The sequence below is a fragment of the Shinella sp. GW835-FHT14H05 genome, from assembly GCF_058793575.1.
Genome location: NZ_JBXAFY010000001.1, coordinates 197,822 through 214,042, shown reverse-complemented (window position 1 = coordinate 214,042; position 16,221 = coordinate 197,822). Strand labels below are relative to the sequence as shown.

The following is a 16,221-nucleotide window of genomic DNA, read 5'->3' as shown; positions in this document are numbered from 1 at the left end:
ATTATCCTCTCACTTCAGTCCGAGCGCAGAAAGCTGCGCATCGACCTCCGCCCGCCATTCGGCAAGCAGGGTCTCGTTGGGTGTGTGCCGCAGGCCGAAGCGCGACTGCGTCTCGAAGCGGGCCGAGCCGGAATGGCCAAAACTCGCGGCGACACGCGGATACCAGTAGGCAACGGAGTCCTTGGCCTTGGCGCGGCCCTCCGCATTATCGACAATACGGACGAGGCCGGCGAGGCCGAGTTCGGCATGGCGCGTCTCGCGCGGCAGGATGGCGCGGAAAACCTCGGCGAGCGGCTGGTAGGAGACGCGCGACAGCTCTTTCAACTGCACGACGCTCGCCCGGCCCATCAGCACGTTCATGACCACGGCATCGACCCAGCCTTCCAGCGGATAGTGGAAGACGGAGAGACGCATGTCGCCGCCCTGACGCGCCGCGCCGATATCCGCCTCGCGGGAAAGCCGCACGGCCCAGGGATGGTGAACGGCGTAGCGCCCGCCGTCCGCGCCAAACGTTTCCATGATCGCCAGCACCTTGCCGGCGTGATCGGCCTTTTCCAGCACGATGCGGGCGGCGGAGATGCGCTCCTGGATGCCCGGCGCATCGTTGATCGTGTCGGCAAAACCGGCGGAACCGGCCAGCTCGCTATCGACGAAACTCGCCATCAGGCGCAGCAACTCGCCACGGTAGCGCGGCGGCACATTGGCCGGCGACGACAGCACGCCGCCTTGCGCCAGATAATCCTCGATCGGCATCGTATCGGACATGCGCGTTCCCCCTACTGGTCGTAGCTGACGACGATGCGGTCGGTGAGCGGGTAGCACTGGCAGGTCAGCACATAGCCCTGCCGCACCTCGTAATCTTCCAGCGCGTGGTTGGTCTCCATCTCGACCTCACCTTCCAGAACCTTGGCGCGGCAGGTGGAACAGACACCGGCCTTGCAGGCGTAAGGTGCGTCCATGGCGTTTTCGAGCGCTGCGTCGAGCAGGCTCTGGCCGTGCTTGGGAAATTTGAAGATGCGGGTCGCGCCATCGAGCGTGACGGTCGCCTCGCAGGCCGCAGCGTGATCGGCACCGTTGACCTGCTCCACCTTGCGCCGCGCACGGCCGGGCTGCGAAGAGGCGAAGAGTTCGAACTTGATCTGGTCGGCGCGAAGCCCATGTTCGCGAAGGGCGGCGGCGATCGCCAGCATCATCGGCTCCGGGCCGCAGATGAAGGCCGTCGTCACCGACTTAGGGTCGATCCAGTTTTTGAACAGCGCCGCGCATTTCGCGCCATCGATGCGACCGGTGAAGAGGTCGATATCCTGCGCCTCGCTCTCCAGCACATGCAGCACCGAGAGGCGACCGAGATAGACGTTCTTCAGGTCCTCCAGCTCCTCGCGGAACATGATCGAGCTGATCTGCCGGTTGGCATAGACCAGCGTGAAGCGGGCGCGCGGCTCGCGCGACAGTACCGTCTTGATGATCGAGAGCACGGGCGTGATGCCGCTGCCGCCGGCAAAGCCGAGATAATGTTTGGCCGTTTCAGGCTCCAGCGCCGTGAAGAAGGCACCCATCGGCGGCATGGCTTCCAGCGTATCGCCGGCCTTCAGGTTCTCGTTGACCCAGGTGGAGAAGCAGCCCCCGTCGACGCGCTTGATGCCGACCTTCAAGACACCCTCGTCCTTGCCGGCGCAGATCGAGTAGGAGCGGCGCAGCTCCTCGTCCTCGAACTTGCGGCGGAAGGTCAGGTACTGGCCCTGCGTGAAATCGAAGACGGCGCGGTCCTCGTCAGACGGCCGAAGCGTGACCACGACCGCATCGCGCGTCTCGCGGCGAACGTCGGTGACGGTCAGGGGATGAAAACGTGCCATGCGCGGGCCCTTTCCATAGAGCAATTCCAGCAAAAGTGCGTAGCGGTTTTGCGTCCGGAATTGCGTAAAAACAAAAAGCTCTGGTGGTCAGATGCACTTGAAATAGTCGAACGGTTCCAGGCAGTCGGTGCAGCGATAGCTCGCCTTGCAGGGCGTCGAGCCGAACTGGCTGATTTTTTCCGTGTTCGCCGATCCGCAGCGCGGACAGGCGATGGTCAGGTTCGAGCGGCCCGAAAGCCGGTCGATGCGTTTCATCAGCACGCCATCGGCCGCCGTGCCGTCGATTGGCGGGGCGATGCCGTAGTCGCGCAGCTTTTCGCGGCCCTCGGCGCTGATCCAGTCCGTCGTCCAGGCGGGCGAGAGCTGGCGTTCCAGCTTCACCTTGGAAAGACCCTTTTCCGCGAGCGCCGTCTCGATATCGAGATTGATGATCGTGGTGGCGGGACAGCCGGAATAGGTCGGCGTCACCGTCACCACCAGCGTATCGTCGCGCCAGGCGACATTGCGGATGATGCCAAGGTCGGTGAGCGAGATCACCGGGATTTCCGGATCCGGCACTTCAGCCAGCCAGTGCCAGACCTCATCGATCGAGGGACGAAGCGCCGGGTCCATGACCGCCCCCTACCAGATGGCGCCCGGATAGGCGCGCTGGAGGAACTGCATTTCGGACAGGATGAAGCCGAGATGCTCCGTATGTACGCCGCGCCGCCCGCCCTTGTGCATGTAGCCATCGGCGGGCTTCTTCAGCGTGCCTTCGGTGAGCGCTTCGGCCACGATCTCGTCCCAGCCGGCCTTCAGGCTCTGCGGTTCGGAGATCACGCCGGCCTCCACGAGGGCCGCATCCACCGCATCGGCAGCGAACATCTCGCCCGTATAGGGCCAGAGATCGTCCAGCGCCTCCTGCATGCGGCGGTGGCTTTCCGCCGTGCCGTCGCCGAGGCGGATGACGAGGTCGCGGCTGCGGTCGAGATGGTAGGAGACCTCCTTGAAGGCCTTTTCCGCGATCTCGGCGATGCGCTTTTCCGCTGAGCCCTTCAGCGCCTTCAAGAGCAGATAGTGCCAAGCATCGAACAGGAACTGCCGCATCAGCGTCTTGCCGAAATCGCCGTTCGGGCGCTCGACCAGCAGGATGTTGCGGAAGTCATAGCCGTCGCGCAGATAGGCGAGGTCGTCCGCCGAGCGGCCCTTGCCCTCCACCTCGCCGGCAAGGCCAAGCCAGAGCTGTGTCTGGCCGATCAGGTCGAGCGCGGTGTTGGCGAGCGCGATATCCTCCTCCAGCGCCGGCGCGTGGCCGCACCATTCGGAAACGCGATGGCCGAGGATCAACGCATTGTCGCCGATGCGCAGCAGGAATTCGAGAAGCGCGGCCTGATCGACCGCCGGTTCAAGCGTTGCGGTCGCCATCACATGTGCCCCACTTCATCCGGAATGTCGAAGAAGGTCGGGTGACGGTAGACTTTGGAGTTCGACGGATCGAACAGCGGCCCTTTTTCCGACGGCGCGCTGGCGGTGATCTCGGACGACCGCACCACCCAGATGCTGACACCCTCGTTTCGGCGCGTATAGACGTCGCGCGCATTGTTGATCGCCATCTCGGCGTCGGGCGCGTGCAGGCTGCCGACATGGCGATGGTTGAGGCCGTGCTGGCCCCGGATGAAGACTTCCCAAAGCGGCCATTCGCTGGACATCGTGCTCTCTCCCTTACTCGGCGGCGATCTTGGCGGCGGCGCGGCGGTCGGCGGCCTTTTCGGCATGCGCCGTCAGGCCGTCGCGGAACCAGGCGCCGTCATTCCAGGCCTTCTTGCGGGCGTCGAGGCGTTCCGCATTGCAGGGGCCGTTGCCGGCGATCACGTTGAAGAACTCTTCCCAGTCCGGCTCGCCGAAATCGTGACCGCCCTTTTCCTCGTTCCACTTGAGGTCCGGGTCCGGCACGGTGAGGCCGAGATATTTGGCCTGCGGCACGGTCTGGTCGACGAATTTCTGGCGCAGCTCGTCGTTGGAATTCTGCTTGATCTTCCAAGCCATCGACTGGGCCGAATGCACGGAGGCATCGTCCGAGGGGCCGAACATCATCAAGGACGGCCACCACCAGCGGTTCAGCGCATCCTGCACCATCGCTTTTTGCGCCGGCGTGCCCTTCACCATGCGCATCAGGGCGTCGTAGCCCTGGCGTTGGTGGAAGCTCTCTTCCTTGCAGATGCGCACCATGGCCCGCGCATAGGGGCCGTAGGAACAGCGCTGCAACGGCACCTGGTTCATGATCGCCGCGCCATCGACGAGCCAGCCGATGGCGCCGATATCGGCCCAGGTCAACGTCGGATAGTTGAAGATCGAGGAATATTTGGCCTTGCCGGAATGCAGCTGCTCATACATCTGGTCGCGGCTGATGCCGAGCGTTTCGGCGGCACAGTAGAGGTAGAGGCCGTGGCCCGCCTCGTCCTGCACCTTGGCGAGCAGGATCGCTTTGCGCTCCAGCGTCGGAGCGCGGGAAATCCAGTTGCCTTCCGGCAGCTGGCCAACGATTTCGGAATGGGCGTGCTGGCTGATCTGGCGCACCAGCGTCTTGCGATAGCCTTCCGGCATCCATTCCTTCGGCTCGATCTTCTGGCCGGCGTCGACGCGCTCCTGGAAGTCGCGCTCCACGGGATCCATCTCGTCGAGGGACCGGACGCGCGCTGCGTCAGTCTTTACCATCTGTGCATACATGGTCGTCTCCTCAGGCTGTGCGCGTCAGACGCGTTCGAGAATGATGGCGATGCCCTGGCCGACGCCGATGCACATGGTACAGAGTGCATAACGCCCGCCCTGGCGGTGGAGCTGATAGGTCGCGGTGGTGACGAGCCGCGCGCCGCTCATGCCGAGCGGATGGCCGATGGCGATGGCGCCGCCGTTCGGGTTCACATGGGCCGCGTCGTCCGGCAGGCCGAGATCGCGCAGCACGGCAAGCGCCTGCGAGGCAAAGGCCTCGTTGAGTTCGATGACGTCCATCTGGCCGAGCGACAGGCCGGCACGCTCCAGCACCCGGCGCACCGCCGGCGCGGGACCGAAGCCCATGATGCGCGGCTCAAGACCAGCCGCCGCCATGGCGACGACACGCGCCTTCGGCGTCAGGCCCTGCGCCCGTGCAGTTGCTTCGCTGGCGATGAGCAATGCGGCTGCGCCGTCATTGACGCCCGAGGCATTGCCGGCGGTGACGGACAGGTCGGGGCCGTTGACGCCCTTGAGCCTGCCGAGCTGTTCGGCCGTCGTGCCGGGACGGGGATGTTCGTCGCGGTCGACGACGAGCGCATCGCCCTTCTTCTGCGGCACATGGACGGGCACGATCTCATCGGCAAAAATACCGGCCTCGTGCGCGGCGGCCCAGCGGGCCTGGCTGCGCGCGGCAAAGGCGTCCTGATCCTCGCGGCTGACGGCAAAATCGGTGGCGACGTTGTCGGCGGTTTCCGGCATGGAATCGACGCCGAACGCCTTCTTCATCTTGGGATTAACGAAGCGCCAGCCGATCGTCGTGTCATAGACGGCATTGGCACGCGAGAACGCGCTGTCGGCCTTCGGCATGACGAAGGGCGCCCGGCTCATGCTCTCGACGCCACCGGCAATGACGAAGTCGCAGTCGCCGGCGCGGATGGCGCGCGCGGCCATGCCGACGGCGTCCATGCCGGAGCCGCAGAGGCGGTTGACGGTGGTGGCGGGAATGGAAACGGGAAGGCCGGAGAGCAGCACGGCCATGCGGCCGACATTGCGGTTGTCCTCGCCGGCCTGATTGGCGCAGCCATAGATAAGGTCATCGACCTTCGACCAATCGACGCCGGGATTGCGTGCCATCAGGCCCGAAAGCGGCAGGGCCGCCAGATCGTCGGCACGGACCGACGACAACAGGCCGCCATAGCGGCCGATGGGCGTACGGACAGCATCGCAGATAAAGGCTTCGGACACGCGGTTTCCTCCCTGTACCGAAGGCCGGCCTGCCTCTCCCGAAACATTCGCCGACCGATCGGTTGGTTATTTACCACCCAATGCGTCACAAATCAATGGCAATTTCTCCAGATTCTGTGATGTTTCATTCCAGCAGCCGACATCATAGCACAAACTGCGTTTTTCCGTGTGAAAACTGCCTCAGATGGCGTCGCGCAACAGCGAAAGACGGCGCAGCGTCGCCTCGCTCGCCTCCGGCAGCGCACCGTCCGCCGTCACGAAATGGCGTGCCACATGCTGGTCCGCCTCGGGCGAGAGGCGAAGATAGAGATCGTTGAACAACCGCCGCGCCTCTTCACCTGGCCAATCAGCCGGCAACGCCGCCTGCGGCAGGCGCGGATCGCGCAGCACGACGAGGCGGAACTGATGCACCAGCACCAGCCGGGCAGCAAGGCTTTCGGCCGCCCCCAGCCGCGCGCCGCCGCCGAGCAGGTCGGCAAGCCGCCTGAACCTTCCGATGAAGCCGCGATAGGCATCGGCGTGCTGCGCAAGGTTCCAGTGGTCCGCCGCAAAGGCGCCGAGGTCGCCTTCACCGCTTACGACTTCCGCCCGGAAGAGCACGGCCGGCTGTTTCAAGGACGGCATGGGTCGTGCGCCCACAGCGAGCCTCGGCCCCAGCCGCGCATGGCCGGCGCGCTCCAGCACCTGCATCGCCTCGTCCGGCGCCGGGCCGGTCAATTGCACGAAATGCCAGTCCGCCACCTCCGGCGGGCCGAAAAGCATGCGGGCGGCGGCGGCAAATTCGGTGCGCGCCGGCGCTGCCAGCCGATAGAAGCTGCGGCGCCCCTCCCGCTCGCCGGACAATTGCCCGGCGGCGACGAGCCGCGAGACGGCGGTGCGCACCAGCGTCTCGCTGATGCCGACATCGGCGCAGGTCTCGATCAGGTTGCCGGTCCACACGACGCCGCCGCGCGGTTCCACCACGTCGCCATAGATGGTGACGATGAAGCCGGCGGCCTTCAGCGGGCTTTCCTCGATGATCGCCCGGATGAGCGCGCCGAATGCGCTCTCCGTCCTGTCGTTCTCCGGCAAACTTGCCCCCTGTGATTTCGATTGCGCCGAGGACTACCCCAGAATGGCCCCGCCGGCAAAGCCCGTTGGACAAGATAGGGCCATCCCGCAACCTGGCCGGAGAGGCCTGCCTCTCGTCAGTAAATATTAAGCTGCATCTGCAATGGTCTCCCGATAGCCAAAAATCCCGCCCGAAAACCCCGAATGGAGACGAACGGACCGCGATGAACGACCGGAATGCGCAACTATCCTTCCGGGGGTTGGGATACTACGTCCCCGCCATCGTCGTTGCGTTCGCCGTGTTGATCGCCGTTCTGCTGGCCGATGCGCAGAAGCGCCGGCTGGAGGAGGAATATCTGCGCTCCTTCACAACGGAACAGCTCGGCCTGCTCCGCTCCCGCCTGCAGGGCAATATCCTCGGCGACGTCAAGCTGGTTCAGGGCCTGGTTGCCACGGTATCGACCGAGCCCGACATGTCGCCGGAACGTTATGCGGACCTCGCGGGACGCCTTTTCCGAGAAGAGACGCAGCTGCGCAGCGTGGCCATCGCTCCGGATTTCGTGGTCTCCCTCGTCTACCCCGTCAAGGGCAACGAGCGCAGCATTGGCCTCGACTATCGCAAGAACGAGCGTCAGCGCGCCGCGGCGTTGCAGGTGCAGGAACTCGACCGCATGATCGTCACCGGCCCCGTCGATCTCGTTCAGGGCGGCCGCGGCGTGATTGCGCGCTATCCGATCCATGCCGGCAAGGACAATGGCTTCATCGGCATCGCGTCAGCCGTCATCGACCTCGACAAGCTGCTTGAGAAAAGCGGTTTCAAGAGCGCGCTCAAGATCGCCGTATCGCTTTCCAGCGGGGCGCATGACGGCAGCGAGAACAAGGTCTTCTTCAATTCCGCGGCCGCCGTCGATGCAGACCCGGTCGTGATGACCATCGACATCGGCCACGAGGCCTGGACCCTGTCGGCCGCACCGCTCAAGGGCTGGCAGCAGCCCTCCGCCGATCTCGGCCTCTTCCGCGGCGGGCTTCTGGCGATCGCCCTCATCATCGTCGTGCCGATCTTCTGGGCCGGCTATCTCATGAAGGACCGCCACCGGCATATCCTGGCGCTCCAGGATCGGGAAGACCGGCTCGAAATCGTCTCGCAGCGGCTGCAACTGGCGCTCGACGCCTCGCGGGTCGGCGTGTGGGAATACGACACGCAGCATGACACGCTCACCTGGGATGCCCGGATGCGCGAGATCTACAATGTGCCGCCGAAGCAGCTGATCTGCGGCTATGCGGATTGGCGCAAGGCCCTGCATCCCGACGATGTCGAAGAAGCCGAACGGGTCTTCGCAAGCGCCATCGAAACCGAAGAGCCTTACATCACCGAGTTTCGCGTCCTGACGCCCAGCGGAGCGGCACGCCACATTCGTGCGCACGGCATGACCTACCACGCCTCCTCCGGCGCAAAACGCATCGTCGGCGCCAACTGGGACGTGACCGAAGACATCCGGTTGCAAGCCGAGCTGCTGCAGGCCAAGCTCAACGCCGAGGCGCAGAACCGCGCGCTCGAAGACGCCCGCCTGGTGCTGGAGCACAATTCGCTGCACGACGCGCTGACGCGGCTTCCCAACCGGCGCTTCCTCGACCAGCAGCTCGCCCTGGCCGGTGCCGTCGGCGATGGGCGCCCGCTGACCCTGCTCCACATCGACCTCGACCGCTTCAAGGACATCAACGACACGCTCGGCCACGCCGCCGGCGACGAGGTGCTGAAACAGGCGGCCGGCGTGCTGCGCGCCCACGTTCCGGCCGCGGATTTCATCGCCCGCATCGGCGGCGACGAGTTCGTTCTGCTGTCACGCCGGGACCCGGCGGAGGCCGATTTCAGCGCGCTTTCCGCCCGCCTCATCGAGGCGATCAGCGAGCCGATGACGATCGAGGGCCATGATTGTCGCATCGGCGCGAGCATCGGCATCGCCACGCGCAACGAGGCGGAAGAATCCGCCGAACAGCTGCTCGTCAATGCCGATATCGCGCTCTACGAGGCCAAGCGCCGCGGCCGCAACCGCGTCGAGGCCTTCAACGACGAGCTGCGCCTGCGCACCGTGGAGGTGAAGCGGCTCAGCGACGATATCCTGCGCGGCCTGGAACGGGGCGAATTCCATCCGTTCTTCCAGCCGCAGTTCGATGCGGAAACGCTGGATATCGTAGGCGTCGAGGCGCTGGCGCGCTGGAACCACCCGACGCGCGGCTTCATCGCGCCGGATACCTTCCTGCCGGTCGCCGAAAACCTCAATGTCGTCGCCCGAATCGATGAGGCAATCCTCGGCCAGGCGCTGTTCCAGGCGATGCGCTGGGAGGGCCAGGGGCTCGGCATTCCGCGCGTCTCGGTCAACGTCTCCTGCCAGCGCCTGCGCGACGAAAACCTCATCGCCAAGCTCAAGGCGATGAACATCAGGCCCGGCACGCTGACCTTCGAACTCCTGGAATCGATCTCCTTCGATACGGCGGATGACGGGCTGAAACAGGCGATCGAAGAGATCAAGGCGCTCGGCATCGACATCGAGATCGACGATTTCGGCACCGGTCATGCCTCCATCATCAGCCTGCTCGAACTGTCGCCGAAGCGGCTGAAGATCGATCGCCGGCTGGTGCAGCCGCTCCTGGAATCGACCGCGCAGCAGAGCCTGGTGCGCTCGATCATCGAGATCGGCAAAGTGCGCGATATCGAGACGGTGGCCGAAGGGGTCGAGACGCTCGCCCATGCCGAATTGCTGCGCCGCCTCGGCTGCCATACACTCCAGGGTTACGCCTTCGCGCGGCCAATGGGGGCGGAGGATTTCCTCGCCTTCGCCAAGGCGCGCGCATGGATGCCGAAAACTAAGCCGACGGCGGTAAAAGCGAGCTGAGCACGTCCGCAACCGTGCGGCCATCGTGCTGGCCGCGTTGCCAGGGATCCTCGAATTCCCCGATCAGCACCTCCGCGCCAAGCCGCGCGCCCACATCCTCCAGCGCACCGTTGCCGAGATAGGCGAAGGGACCGACGGTCTTTTCGAAGGGCAGCAGCTGGCGGTTCGCCAGCACATGGGTGAACGGCCGCACATCCGTCCCGCCCCGCGCGCGCCAAACCTCGGCCGCCGCCTCCAGCATGCGGGCAACGTCCATCCCGCGCGTTTCACGGCATTGCAGGATGTTGCCGATGAAGATCCGGCGGGCATGAACGTTGCGCGCCATGGCGGGAACGATGTCCTCGACGAAGAAATGCGGCAGCACGCTGGTGAAGAAACTGCCCGGGCCGAAGACGATGGCATCGGCACTTTCGAGGCTCTCGATCACCGCCTCGTTGGCCGGCACGCCCGCGCCGTCCTTGCCGGACAGCACGATCTCGCGAATGCCGATGTCGCTTTCCGCATCGTCGAGCGCCGTCACGCGATGCTGACCATCGACGCGGGTGCCGTCGTTCAGCACGGCGGAGAGATCGACGCCATCGGCCGCCGTCGACGGCCAGACATGGCCCTCTATGTCGCAGAGCTTGCGGAAGACGAAGATCGCGGTGTTGATGTCGCTGTTATGGGCGAGATGCGCGCCGGTGAGGATGAAATTGCCGATGCTGCCGTTGCGGAAATCGAAATCCGACCCGATCGCCGCACGGAACGTGCGCAGATAGTTGAGGATCGCCCCGCGCAGGCCCGGCTCCATGCGTTCCAGAAGCGGATGCACGCCCTCGGCGTAGAGCGCGAATTCCGTGCGGGCATCCTCCTCCGCGCCGCTGGTCATGCGGGCATTGCAGACCTTCACCACATCGCCCGCCCGGCCTTCGCCGTGGGCCATGGTCATCAGCGCCTGGCGGATATCGCCGACGGCGAGCACGCCGAGGCTTTCGCGGATGACCTTGGAGCTGCCGCCGCTGTCCCAGGCCGGCACGATGCGCGTCAGCCGCACCGGCTTGGACAGCAGCGCCAGGTTTGTCGAACGGCACGCGGTGCCGCCCGAAAAGAGCACGATATGCGGCAAGCGGCTCTCGGCCATCGATCCCCCTGGACTACGGCCCAATGTTGTAAGCGGCGCCGATCAGGGTCTTTGTATAGTCCGCCTGCGGCGCGCTGAAAATGGCGTCCGTCAGTCCCTCCTCGACGATCTTGCCATCCTTCATCACCACGACATAGTCGGACATGGCGCGCACCACCGACAGGTCATGGCTGATGAAGACGTAGGACAGCCCGTGCTTGGCCTGGAGATCGCGCAGAAGCTCGATCACCTGGCCCTGTACCGAACGGTCGAGCGCGGAGGTCGGCTCGTCGAGGATGACGGCCTGCGGTTTCAGGATCATCGCGCGTGCAATGGCGATACGCTGGCGCTGGCCGCCGGAAAACTCGTGCGGATAGCGGTTGCGCGCTGCCGGATCGAGCCCGACTTCCCTCAGCGCCTCGATTGCCCGCTTGTCGCGGTCGGCCCGCGAAAGCTGCGGTTCGTGCACGTAAAGCCCCTCGGTGATGATCTCGCCCACCGTCTGGCGCGGCGAGAGCGAACCGTAGGGGTCCTGGAAGACGAGTTGCATGCTGTGGCGCAGCGGCCGCATGCCGTTGCGGTCGAGGTTGGAAATATCCGTCCGGCCGAAACGATAGGCGCCCTTGCTGGAAATGAGCCGCAGCAACGCCCGGCCCAGCGTCGACTTGCCGGAACCGGATTCGCCCACAACGCCGATCGTCTGGCCTTCGTGCAGGCTGATGCTGACATTGTCGACAGCGCGGAAGGTCGTCGCCCGCTTCTTGAGCAGGCCGCCGTCGATCTTGTAGTCGACGACGACATTGCGGCCTTCGAGGATGATCGGCGCATTGTCCGCCGGCGCAAGCTTGCGACCGTGCGGCTCCGCCTCGATCAGCATGCGCGTATAATCGGCCTGCGGATTCTCGAAGATATCGGCCGTGGCGCCCTGCTCGACGATCTCGCCGCGCCGCATGACCGCGACGCGCTCGGCGAAATGTCGGACGATGCCGAGATCGTGCGTGATGAGCACGATCGCCATGTCGAAGCGCGTCTGGAGATCGCGCAGCAGCTTCAGGATCTGCGCCTGGATCGTCACGTCGAGCGCCGTCGTCGGCTCGTCGGCGATCAGGATATCCGGCTCGTTGGCAAGCGCCATGGCAATCATCACGCGCTGGCGCTGGCCACCGGACAGCTCATGCGGATAGCTGTCGATGCGGCGTTCCGGCTCCGGAATGCCGACGAGCTTCAGCAGTTCCAAGACGCGCGGGCGGGCCGCCCGGCGCGAGCCGCCGCGGTGATGCACGATCACCTCGGCGATCTGCTTGCCGACCGGATAAAGCGGGTCGAGCGAGGTCATCGGCTCCTGGAAGATCATGGTGATCTTGGCGCCGCGGATCTCGTTCAACCCCTTGGGCGGCAGGCCGACCATCTCGCGGCCGCGATATTTCGCCGAACCCGTGACCCGGCCGTTCGAGGCGAGCAGGCCCATGATGCCCATCATGGTCTGGCTCTTGCCGGAACCGGATTCGCCGACGACCGCGAGCGTCTCGCCGGGGCGCACGTCGAGGTCGATGCCCTTGACCGCATTCACGTCGCCATCGGGCGTCGTGAAGGAGACTTTCAGGCCGCGCACGGCGAGGATCGGTTCCATGGTGTTTTTGGTGTCTGCCATGTCAGCGATCCTTCGGGTCGAATGCATCACGCAGGCCATCACCGACAAAGTTCAGCGAGAAGAGCGTGAGGACGAAGAAAATGGCGGGGAAGATGAGCAGCCACGGCGCCGACTGGATGTTGTTGGCGCCTTCCGCGATCAGCGAGCCCCAGCTCGTGAGCGGCGCCTGAACGCCGAGGCCGAGGAAGGAGAGGAAGCTTTCGAGCAGGATGACCTTCGGCACGATGACGGTGACGAAGATGACGACGGGACCGATCGTGTTGGGGATGACGTGCCGGCGGATGATCTGCCAGTCGGTCATGCCCAGGGCTTCCGCTGCGCCGATGAATTCGCGGCGTTTGAGCGATAGCGTCTGGCCGCGCACGATGCGGGCCATGTCCAGCCATTCCACCGCACCGATGACGATGAAGATCAGCACGAAGCTTCGCCCGAAGAATACGACGAGCACCACGACGAGGAAGACGAAGGGCAGTGAATAGAGGATCTCGACGAAGCGCATCATGACGTTGTCGACGCGCCCGCCCATGTAGCCCGAGATCGCACCGTAGACGACGCCGATGCCGAGCGAGACGAGGCTGGCGAGAAGACCCACGGCAATCGAGATCTGCCCGCCGAGCATGACGCGCGCCATCAGGTCGCGGCCATTAGTGTCCGTGCCGAACAGGAAATATTCCCGGTCGACGACGCCGGTCAGCGTCAGCTTGCGGCCATCGTCCTCGGTCGAGGTGACCGCGGTCTTGTCGAATTCGTTGGCGCGGTCGAAGTAGCGCGTGGTGCGCGGATCGATCGGTTCGGCCGCCGTGATGACGGCCGTGAAGGTCTCGCCCTCGACGGAGAAGGACTGGAGCTCGACGCGGGCGCGCGTCGCGACACCGTTCATCGCCTCCTCCAGCGAATCCTCGCCCGGCCGCGGCTCGAGGCTCGGCGGGATGGTCACGTAGGAAGAGAAGACCTGGTCATAGCTGTGGCTGATGAAAAACGGCCCGAAATAAGAGAAGCAGGCGATCAGCACCAGCATGACGCAGCCGGCCATGGCGGGGCGGTTGCGGCGGAAGCGCATAACGGCGAGCTGGAAGAGGCTGCGCCCCTTCACCTCGCTGTCGGGAACGGGGGAAATGACGGCATCAGTCATGGCGAACCCTCGGATCGAGCAGGCCATAGAGGATGTCGACAGCCAGGTTGAAGACGATGACGAAGATCGCGATCAGCACTACGGTGCCCATGACGAGCGTATAGTCGCGGTTGATCGCGCCGAGGACGAAATAGCGCCCGACGCCGGGAATGGTGAAGATCGTCTCGACGACCGCCGAGCCGGTGAGAAGTGCGGCCGCGCAGGGTGCCAGATAGGACACGACCGGCAGCATGGCGCCGCGCATGGCATGCGTGATCACCACCGATTTCGCCGGCAGGCCATAGGCCCGTGCGGTGCGGATATGGTCGGTGCGCAAGGCCTCGATCATCGAGCCGCGCGTAAGCCGTGCGAAGACGGCGAGCTGCGGCAGCGCCAGCGCGATCATCGGCAGGATGAGGAAGCGCAGCGACCCGTCGCCCCAGCCGCCGGCCGGCAGCCAGGCGAGCACGATGGCAAAGATCAGCGTCAGCACGGGGCCGACGACGAAATTCGGCACCGTGACGCCGACGGTGGCGACCGACATGACCGCGAAATCCAGCACGCTGTTCTGGCGCAGAGCCGCGATCGTGCCGACGGTGACGCCGCCGACGAGCGCCAACAGGAGCGCATAGAAACCGAGTTCGATCGAGTAGGGCAGGCCCTTGCCAATCAGCTCGGCGACGGAGTTGTCCTTGTAGATGTAGCTCGGTCCGAAATCGCCAGTTACGGCATTGCCGATATAGGTGAGATATTGTCGCCAGAGCGGCTGATCGAGCTGGTAGGCCCGCATCAGGTTTTCCATCGTAGCGGGCGGAAGGGGTCGTTCGAGGTTGAACGGTCCGCCGGGCGCAAAGCGCATCAGGAAGAACGAAATTGTGACGACGATGAATAGCGTCGGCACGGCGCTAGCGAGGCGCCGTAGAACGAAAGCAAGCATGGCCAAGACTCCCGAGCAAACGGTGCGCGGCTCGGTGGAACCGCGCACCCGTCAGCGGATCATTCCGAAACGCTGAGGAAGCGGCTCAGGTGCTGGTTGGCGGCATTGTCCTGCCAGCCCTGGACCTTGCTCGAAACGAGCCAGAGGTCGGCCTGCGTGAGGAACGGCGCGATCGGCTGCTCCTTCATGAGGAGGGCTTCGGCCTCATGCAGGACCTTGGCGCGGGCCGCCGGATCACGCTCTTCGTAAGACTTCTTCATGAGCGCGTCGTAGTCGGCATTGGTGAACTTGCCGTAGTTGAAGGTCTTGTTGGTGCTGACGCTCAGCGCCAGGAAGTTTTCCGCATCCGCATAGTCGGCGACCCAGCCGGCACGCGCCACGTTGAACGCGCCGCCTTCCTGCAGGTAGGCGTAGTGCGAGGACACGTCGAGATTGACGAGCGAAACTTCCGCGCCAAAGGTGTTCTTCCACATGTCGGCCACCGCCGTCGCCACGCGCTCGTGGTTCGGGTTGGTGTTGTAGCGAATCTCGATCTTCAGCGGCTTGCCGCCCTCGCCATAGCCCGCGGCCTTCATCAGTTCGAGCGCCTTGTCTTCGCGGTCGAGCTGCGAGAGCGCGCCGAAATCGGCCATTGCCGGCTCGTAGCCTTCCATGCCCGGGGGCACCATGGAATAGGCCGGGAGCTGCGAGCCCGAATAGATTTCCTTGGCCAGGAAGTCGCGGTCGACGGCCATGGAGAGCGCGCGGCGCACGTTGACGTCGCTATAGGGCTCCGTGCGGGTGTCGAAGGCATAATAGTAGGTCGCAAGCGTCGGCGAGACGTGGACCTGTTCGCCATAGCTCGTCTTCAGGCGGTCGATCTGGTCGGCCGAGAAGTTGTAGACGAGGTCCATTTCCTTTGCTTCGAAGCGGCGCACGGAGGCAGCCTGGTCGTCGATCGGGTAGAAGATCACCTTGTCGAGCTTGACGTTGGCGGCGTCCCAATGGTTCGGGTTCTTTTCCATCACCAGATTGTCGTTCGGCACATGGCTGACGAGCTTGAACGCGCCGTTGGACACCATCACGCCGGGCTTGACGAAGTCTGCGCCGTTCTTCTCGACGCTGGCCTTGGAGACCGGCAGCGCCGTCTGGTGCGCGAGCAATTCGAGGAAGAAGGGCGTCGGGCGCTCCAGCGTCACTTCCAGCGTCTTGGCGTCGACGGCCTTGAGGCCGAGCTGGTCGAGGCCGACCTCGCCCTTGTTGGCCTTTTCGGCATTCTTGATCGGGTAAAGGATGTTGGCGTAGCCTGCCGCCGTCTTCGGGTCCTCGACACGGGCGAAGGAGAAGACAAAGTCTTCCGCCGTAACAGGCGAGCCGTCCGACCACTTCGCGTTTTCGCGCAGCTTGAACGTGTAGACCGTGCCGTCGTCGGAAACGGTCCAGCTTTCGGCCGCGCCGGGAACGATCTTGCCGGCAGCGTCATAAATCGTCAGCCCCTCGTAGAGGTCCTTGAGGATGAATTCCTCGATATTGATGGAGGTGTGCGCCTGGTCGAGCGTCTGCGGCTCGCCGGCATTGCCGCGGTGAAGCACCGTTTCTGCGAGGGTCGGACCTGCGCCAAGCAGGATCGCACCGGCCAGAAGCGCTGCACGAAAGCCAATCAGTCTGTTTGCCATTTTTTGTTTTCCTTCCCCGTTGTTTTTTTGGGTGC

The 16,221-nt window shown here is 64.6% G+C and carries 14 protein-coding genes; 1 reads left to right on the top strand and 13 read right to left on the bottom strand.

Annotated elements, in window-relative coordinates; translation table 11 throughout:
- Positions 1-9: 9 nt before the first annotated feature.
- The 8 genes from AC1Q6Z_RS01050 to paaX form a co-directional block, all read right to left on the bottom strand.
- Positions 10-765, bottom strand: a complete 756-nt coding sequence (locus AC1Q6Z_RS01050) for a Phenylacetic acid catabolic protein (RefSeq protein WP_492646449.1) — start codon at positions 763-765, stop codon at positions 10-12.
- Between the two features lie 11 nt (positions 766-776).
- A complete protein-coding gene (gene paaE / locus AC1Q6Z_RS01045) occupies positions 777-1,853 on the bottom strand; it encodes a 1,2-phenylacetyl-CoA epoxidase subunit PaaE (RefSeq protein WP_492646448.1) in 1,077 nt (358 codons plus the stop codon).
- Between the two features lie 87 nt (positions 1,854-1,940).
- Positions 1,941-2,465 (bottom strand): 1,2-phenylacetyl-CoA epoxidase subunit PaaD, encoded by a 525-nt coding sequence (gene paaD, locus AC1Q6Z_RS01040; RefSeq protein ID WP_492646447.1) that lies wholly within the window; start codon positions 2,463-2,465, stop codon positions 1,941-1,943.
- 9 nt (positions 2,466-2,474) lie between these two features.
- A complete protein-coding gene (gene paaC / locus AC1Q6Z_RS01035) occupies positions 2,475-3,257 on the bottom strand; it encodes a 1,2-phenylacetyl-CoA epoxidase subunit PaaC (RefSeq protein ID WP_492646446.1) in 783 nt (260 codons plus the stop codon).
- Positions 3,257-3,541, bottom strand: a complete 285-nt coding sequence (gene paaB / locus AC1Q6Z_RS01030) for a 1,2-phenylacetyl-CoA epoxidase subunit PaaB (protein WP_069061017.1) — start codon at positions 3,539-3,541, stop codon at positions 3,257-3,259. The genes paaC and paaB overlap by 1 nt, the downstream gene beginning before the upstream one ends.
- Before the next feature lie 13 nt (positions 3,542-3,554).
- On the bottom strand, positions 3,555-4,559 hold the full coding sequence (gene paaA, locus AC1Q6Z_RS01025) for a 1,2-phenylacetyl-CoA epoxidase subunit PaaA (protein WP_492646445.1): 1,005 nt from the start codon (positions 4,557-4,559) through the stop codon (positions 3,555-3,557).
- Between the two features lie 24 nt (positions 4,560-4,583).
- A complete protein-coding gene (gene pcaF / locus AC1Q6Z_RS01020) occupies positions 4,584-5,789 on the bottom strand; it encodes a 3-oxoadipyl-CoA thiolase (protein WP_492646444.1) in 1,206 nt (401 codons plus the stop codon).
- A gap of 180 nt (positions 5,790-5,969) precedes the next feature.
- Complete coding sequence (gene paaX / locus AC1Q6Z_RS01015; RefSeq protein ID WP_492646443.1) at positions 5,970-6,860, bottom strand: phenylacetic acid degradation operon negative regulatory protein PaaX; 891 nt, start codon at positions 6,858-6,860, stop codon at positions 5,970-5,972.
- Between the two features lie 203 nt (positions 6,861-7,063).
- On the opposite strand from paaX, the gene AC1Q6Z_RS01010 reads away from it, so the two are divergent.
- Entirely contained in the window at positions 7,064-9,733 is a 2,670-nt protein-coding gene (locus AC1Q6Z_RS01010; protein ID WP_492646442.1) for a bifunctional diguanylate cyclase/phosphodiesterase, read from the top strand.
- On the opposite strand, the gene AC1Q6Z_RS01005 is transcribed toward AC1Q6Z_RS01010, so the two are convergent.
- From AC1Q6Z_RS01005 to AC1Q6Z_RS00985, 5 genes are read right to left on the bottom strand one after another with little or no spacing between them, the layout of a single operon-like run.
- Positions 9,705-10,853, bottom strand: a complete 1,149-nt coding sequence (locus AC1Q6Z_RS01005; protein ID WP_492646441.1) for a gluconeogenesis factor YvcK family protein — start codon at positions 10,851-10,853, stop codon at positions 9,705-9,707. The genes AC1Q6Z_RS01010 and AC1Q6Z_RS01005 overlap by 29 nt on opposite strands.
- Positions 10,854-10,866: 13 nt before the next feature.
- Positions 10,867-12,510, bottom strand: coding sequence for an ABC transporter ATP-binding protein (locus AC1Q6Z_RS01000; RefSeq protein WP_492646440.1), 1,644 nt, complete (start codon positions 12,508-12,510; stop codon positions 10,867-10,869).
- On the bottom strand, positions 12,485-13,615 hold the full coding sequence (locus AC1Q6Z_RS00995) for an ABC transporter permease (protein ID WP_492646439.1): 1,131 nt from the start codon (positions 13,613-13,615) through the stop codon (positions 12,485-12,487). Before AC1Q6Z_RS00995 ends, AC1Q6Z_RS01000 begins: the two co-directional genes overlap by 26 nt.
- Positions 13,608-14,531 (bottom strand): oligopeptide ABC transporter permease OppB, encoded by a 924-nt coding sequence (gene oppB / locus AC1Q6Z_RS00990; protein WP_492646438.1) that lies wholly within the window; start codon positions 14,529-14,531, stop codon positions 13,608-13,610. Before oppB ends, AC1Q6Z_RS00995 begins: the two co-directional genes overlap by 8 nt.
- Before the next feature lie 59 nt (positions 14,532-14,590).
- A complete protein-coding gene (locus AC1Q6Z_RS00985) occupies positions 14,591-16,186 on the bottom strand; it encodes a peptide ABC transporter substrate-binding protein (RefSeq protein ID WP_492646437.1) in 1,596 nt (531 codons plus the stop codon).
- Positions 16,187-16,221: the final 35 nt, after the last annotated feature.

Excerpts from the sequence above, each read along its gene's own strand:
- AC1Q6Z_RS01050 (WP_492646449.1), bottom strand. The coding sequence starts at position 765 with ATGTCCGATACGATGCCGATCGAGGATTATCTGGCGCAAGGCGGCGTG.
- paaE (WP_492646448.1), bottom strand. The coding sequence starts at position 1,853 with ATGGCACGTTTTCATCCCCTGACCGTCACCGACGTTCGCCGCGAGACG.
- paaD (WP_492646447.1), bottom strand. The coding sequence starts at position 2,465 with ATGGACCCGGCGCTTCGTCCCTCGATCGATGAGGTCTGGCACTGGCTG.
- paaC (WP_492646446.1), bottom strand. The coding sequence starts at position 3,257 with ATGGCGACCGCAACGCTTGAACCGGCGGTCGATCAGGCCGCGCTTCTC.
- paaB (WP_069061017.1), bottom strand. The coding sequence starts at position 3,541 with ATGTCCAGCGAATGGCCGCTTTGGGAAGTCTTCATCCGGGGCCAGCAC.
- paaA (WP_492646445.1), bottom strand. The coding sequence starts at position 4,559 with ATGTATGCACAGATGGTAAAGACTGACGCAGCGCGCGTCCGGTCCCTC.
- AC1Q6Z_RS01010 (WP_492646442.1), top strand. The coding sequence starts at position 7,064 with ATGAACGACCGGAATGCGCAACTATCCTTCCGGGGGTTGGGATACTAC.
- AC1Q6Z_RS01005 (WP_492646441.1), bottom strand. The coding sequence starts at position 10,853 with ATGGCCGAGAGCCGCTTGCCGCATATCGTGCTCTTTTCGGGCGGCACC.
- AC1Q6Z_RS01000 (WP_492646440.1), bottom strand. The coding sequence starts at position 12,510 with ATGCATTCGACCCGAAGGATCGCTGACATGGCAGACACCAAAAACACC.
- AC1Q6Z_RS00995 (WP_492646439.1), bottom strand. The coding sequence starts at position 13,615 with ATGACTGATGCCGTCATTTCCCCCGTTCCCGACAGCGAGGTGAAGGGG.
- oppB (WP_492646438.1), bottom strand. The coding sequence starts at position 14,531 with ATGCTTGCTTTCGTTCTACGGCGCCTCGCTAGCGCCGTGCCGACGCTA.
- AC1Q6Z_RS00985 (WP_492646437.1), bottom strand. The coding sequence starts at position 16,186 with ATGGCAAACAGACTGATTGGCTTTCGTGCAGCGCTTCTGGCCGGTGCG.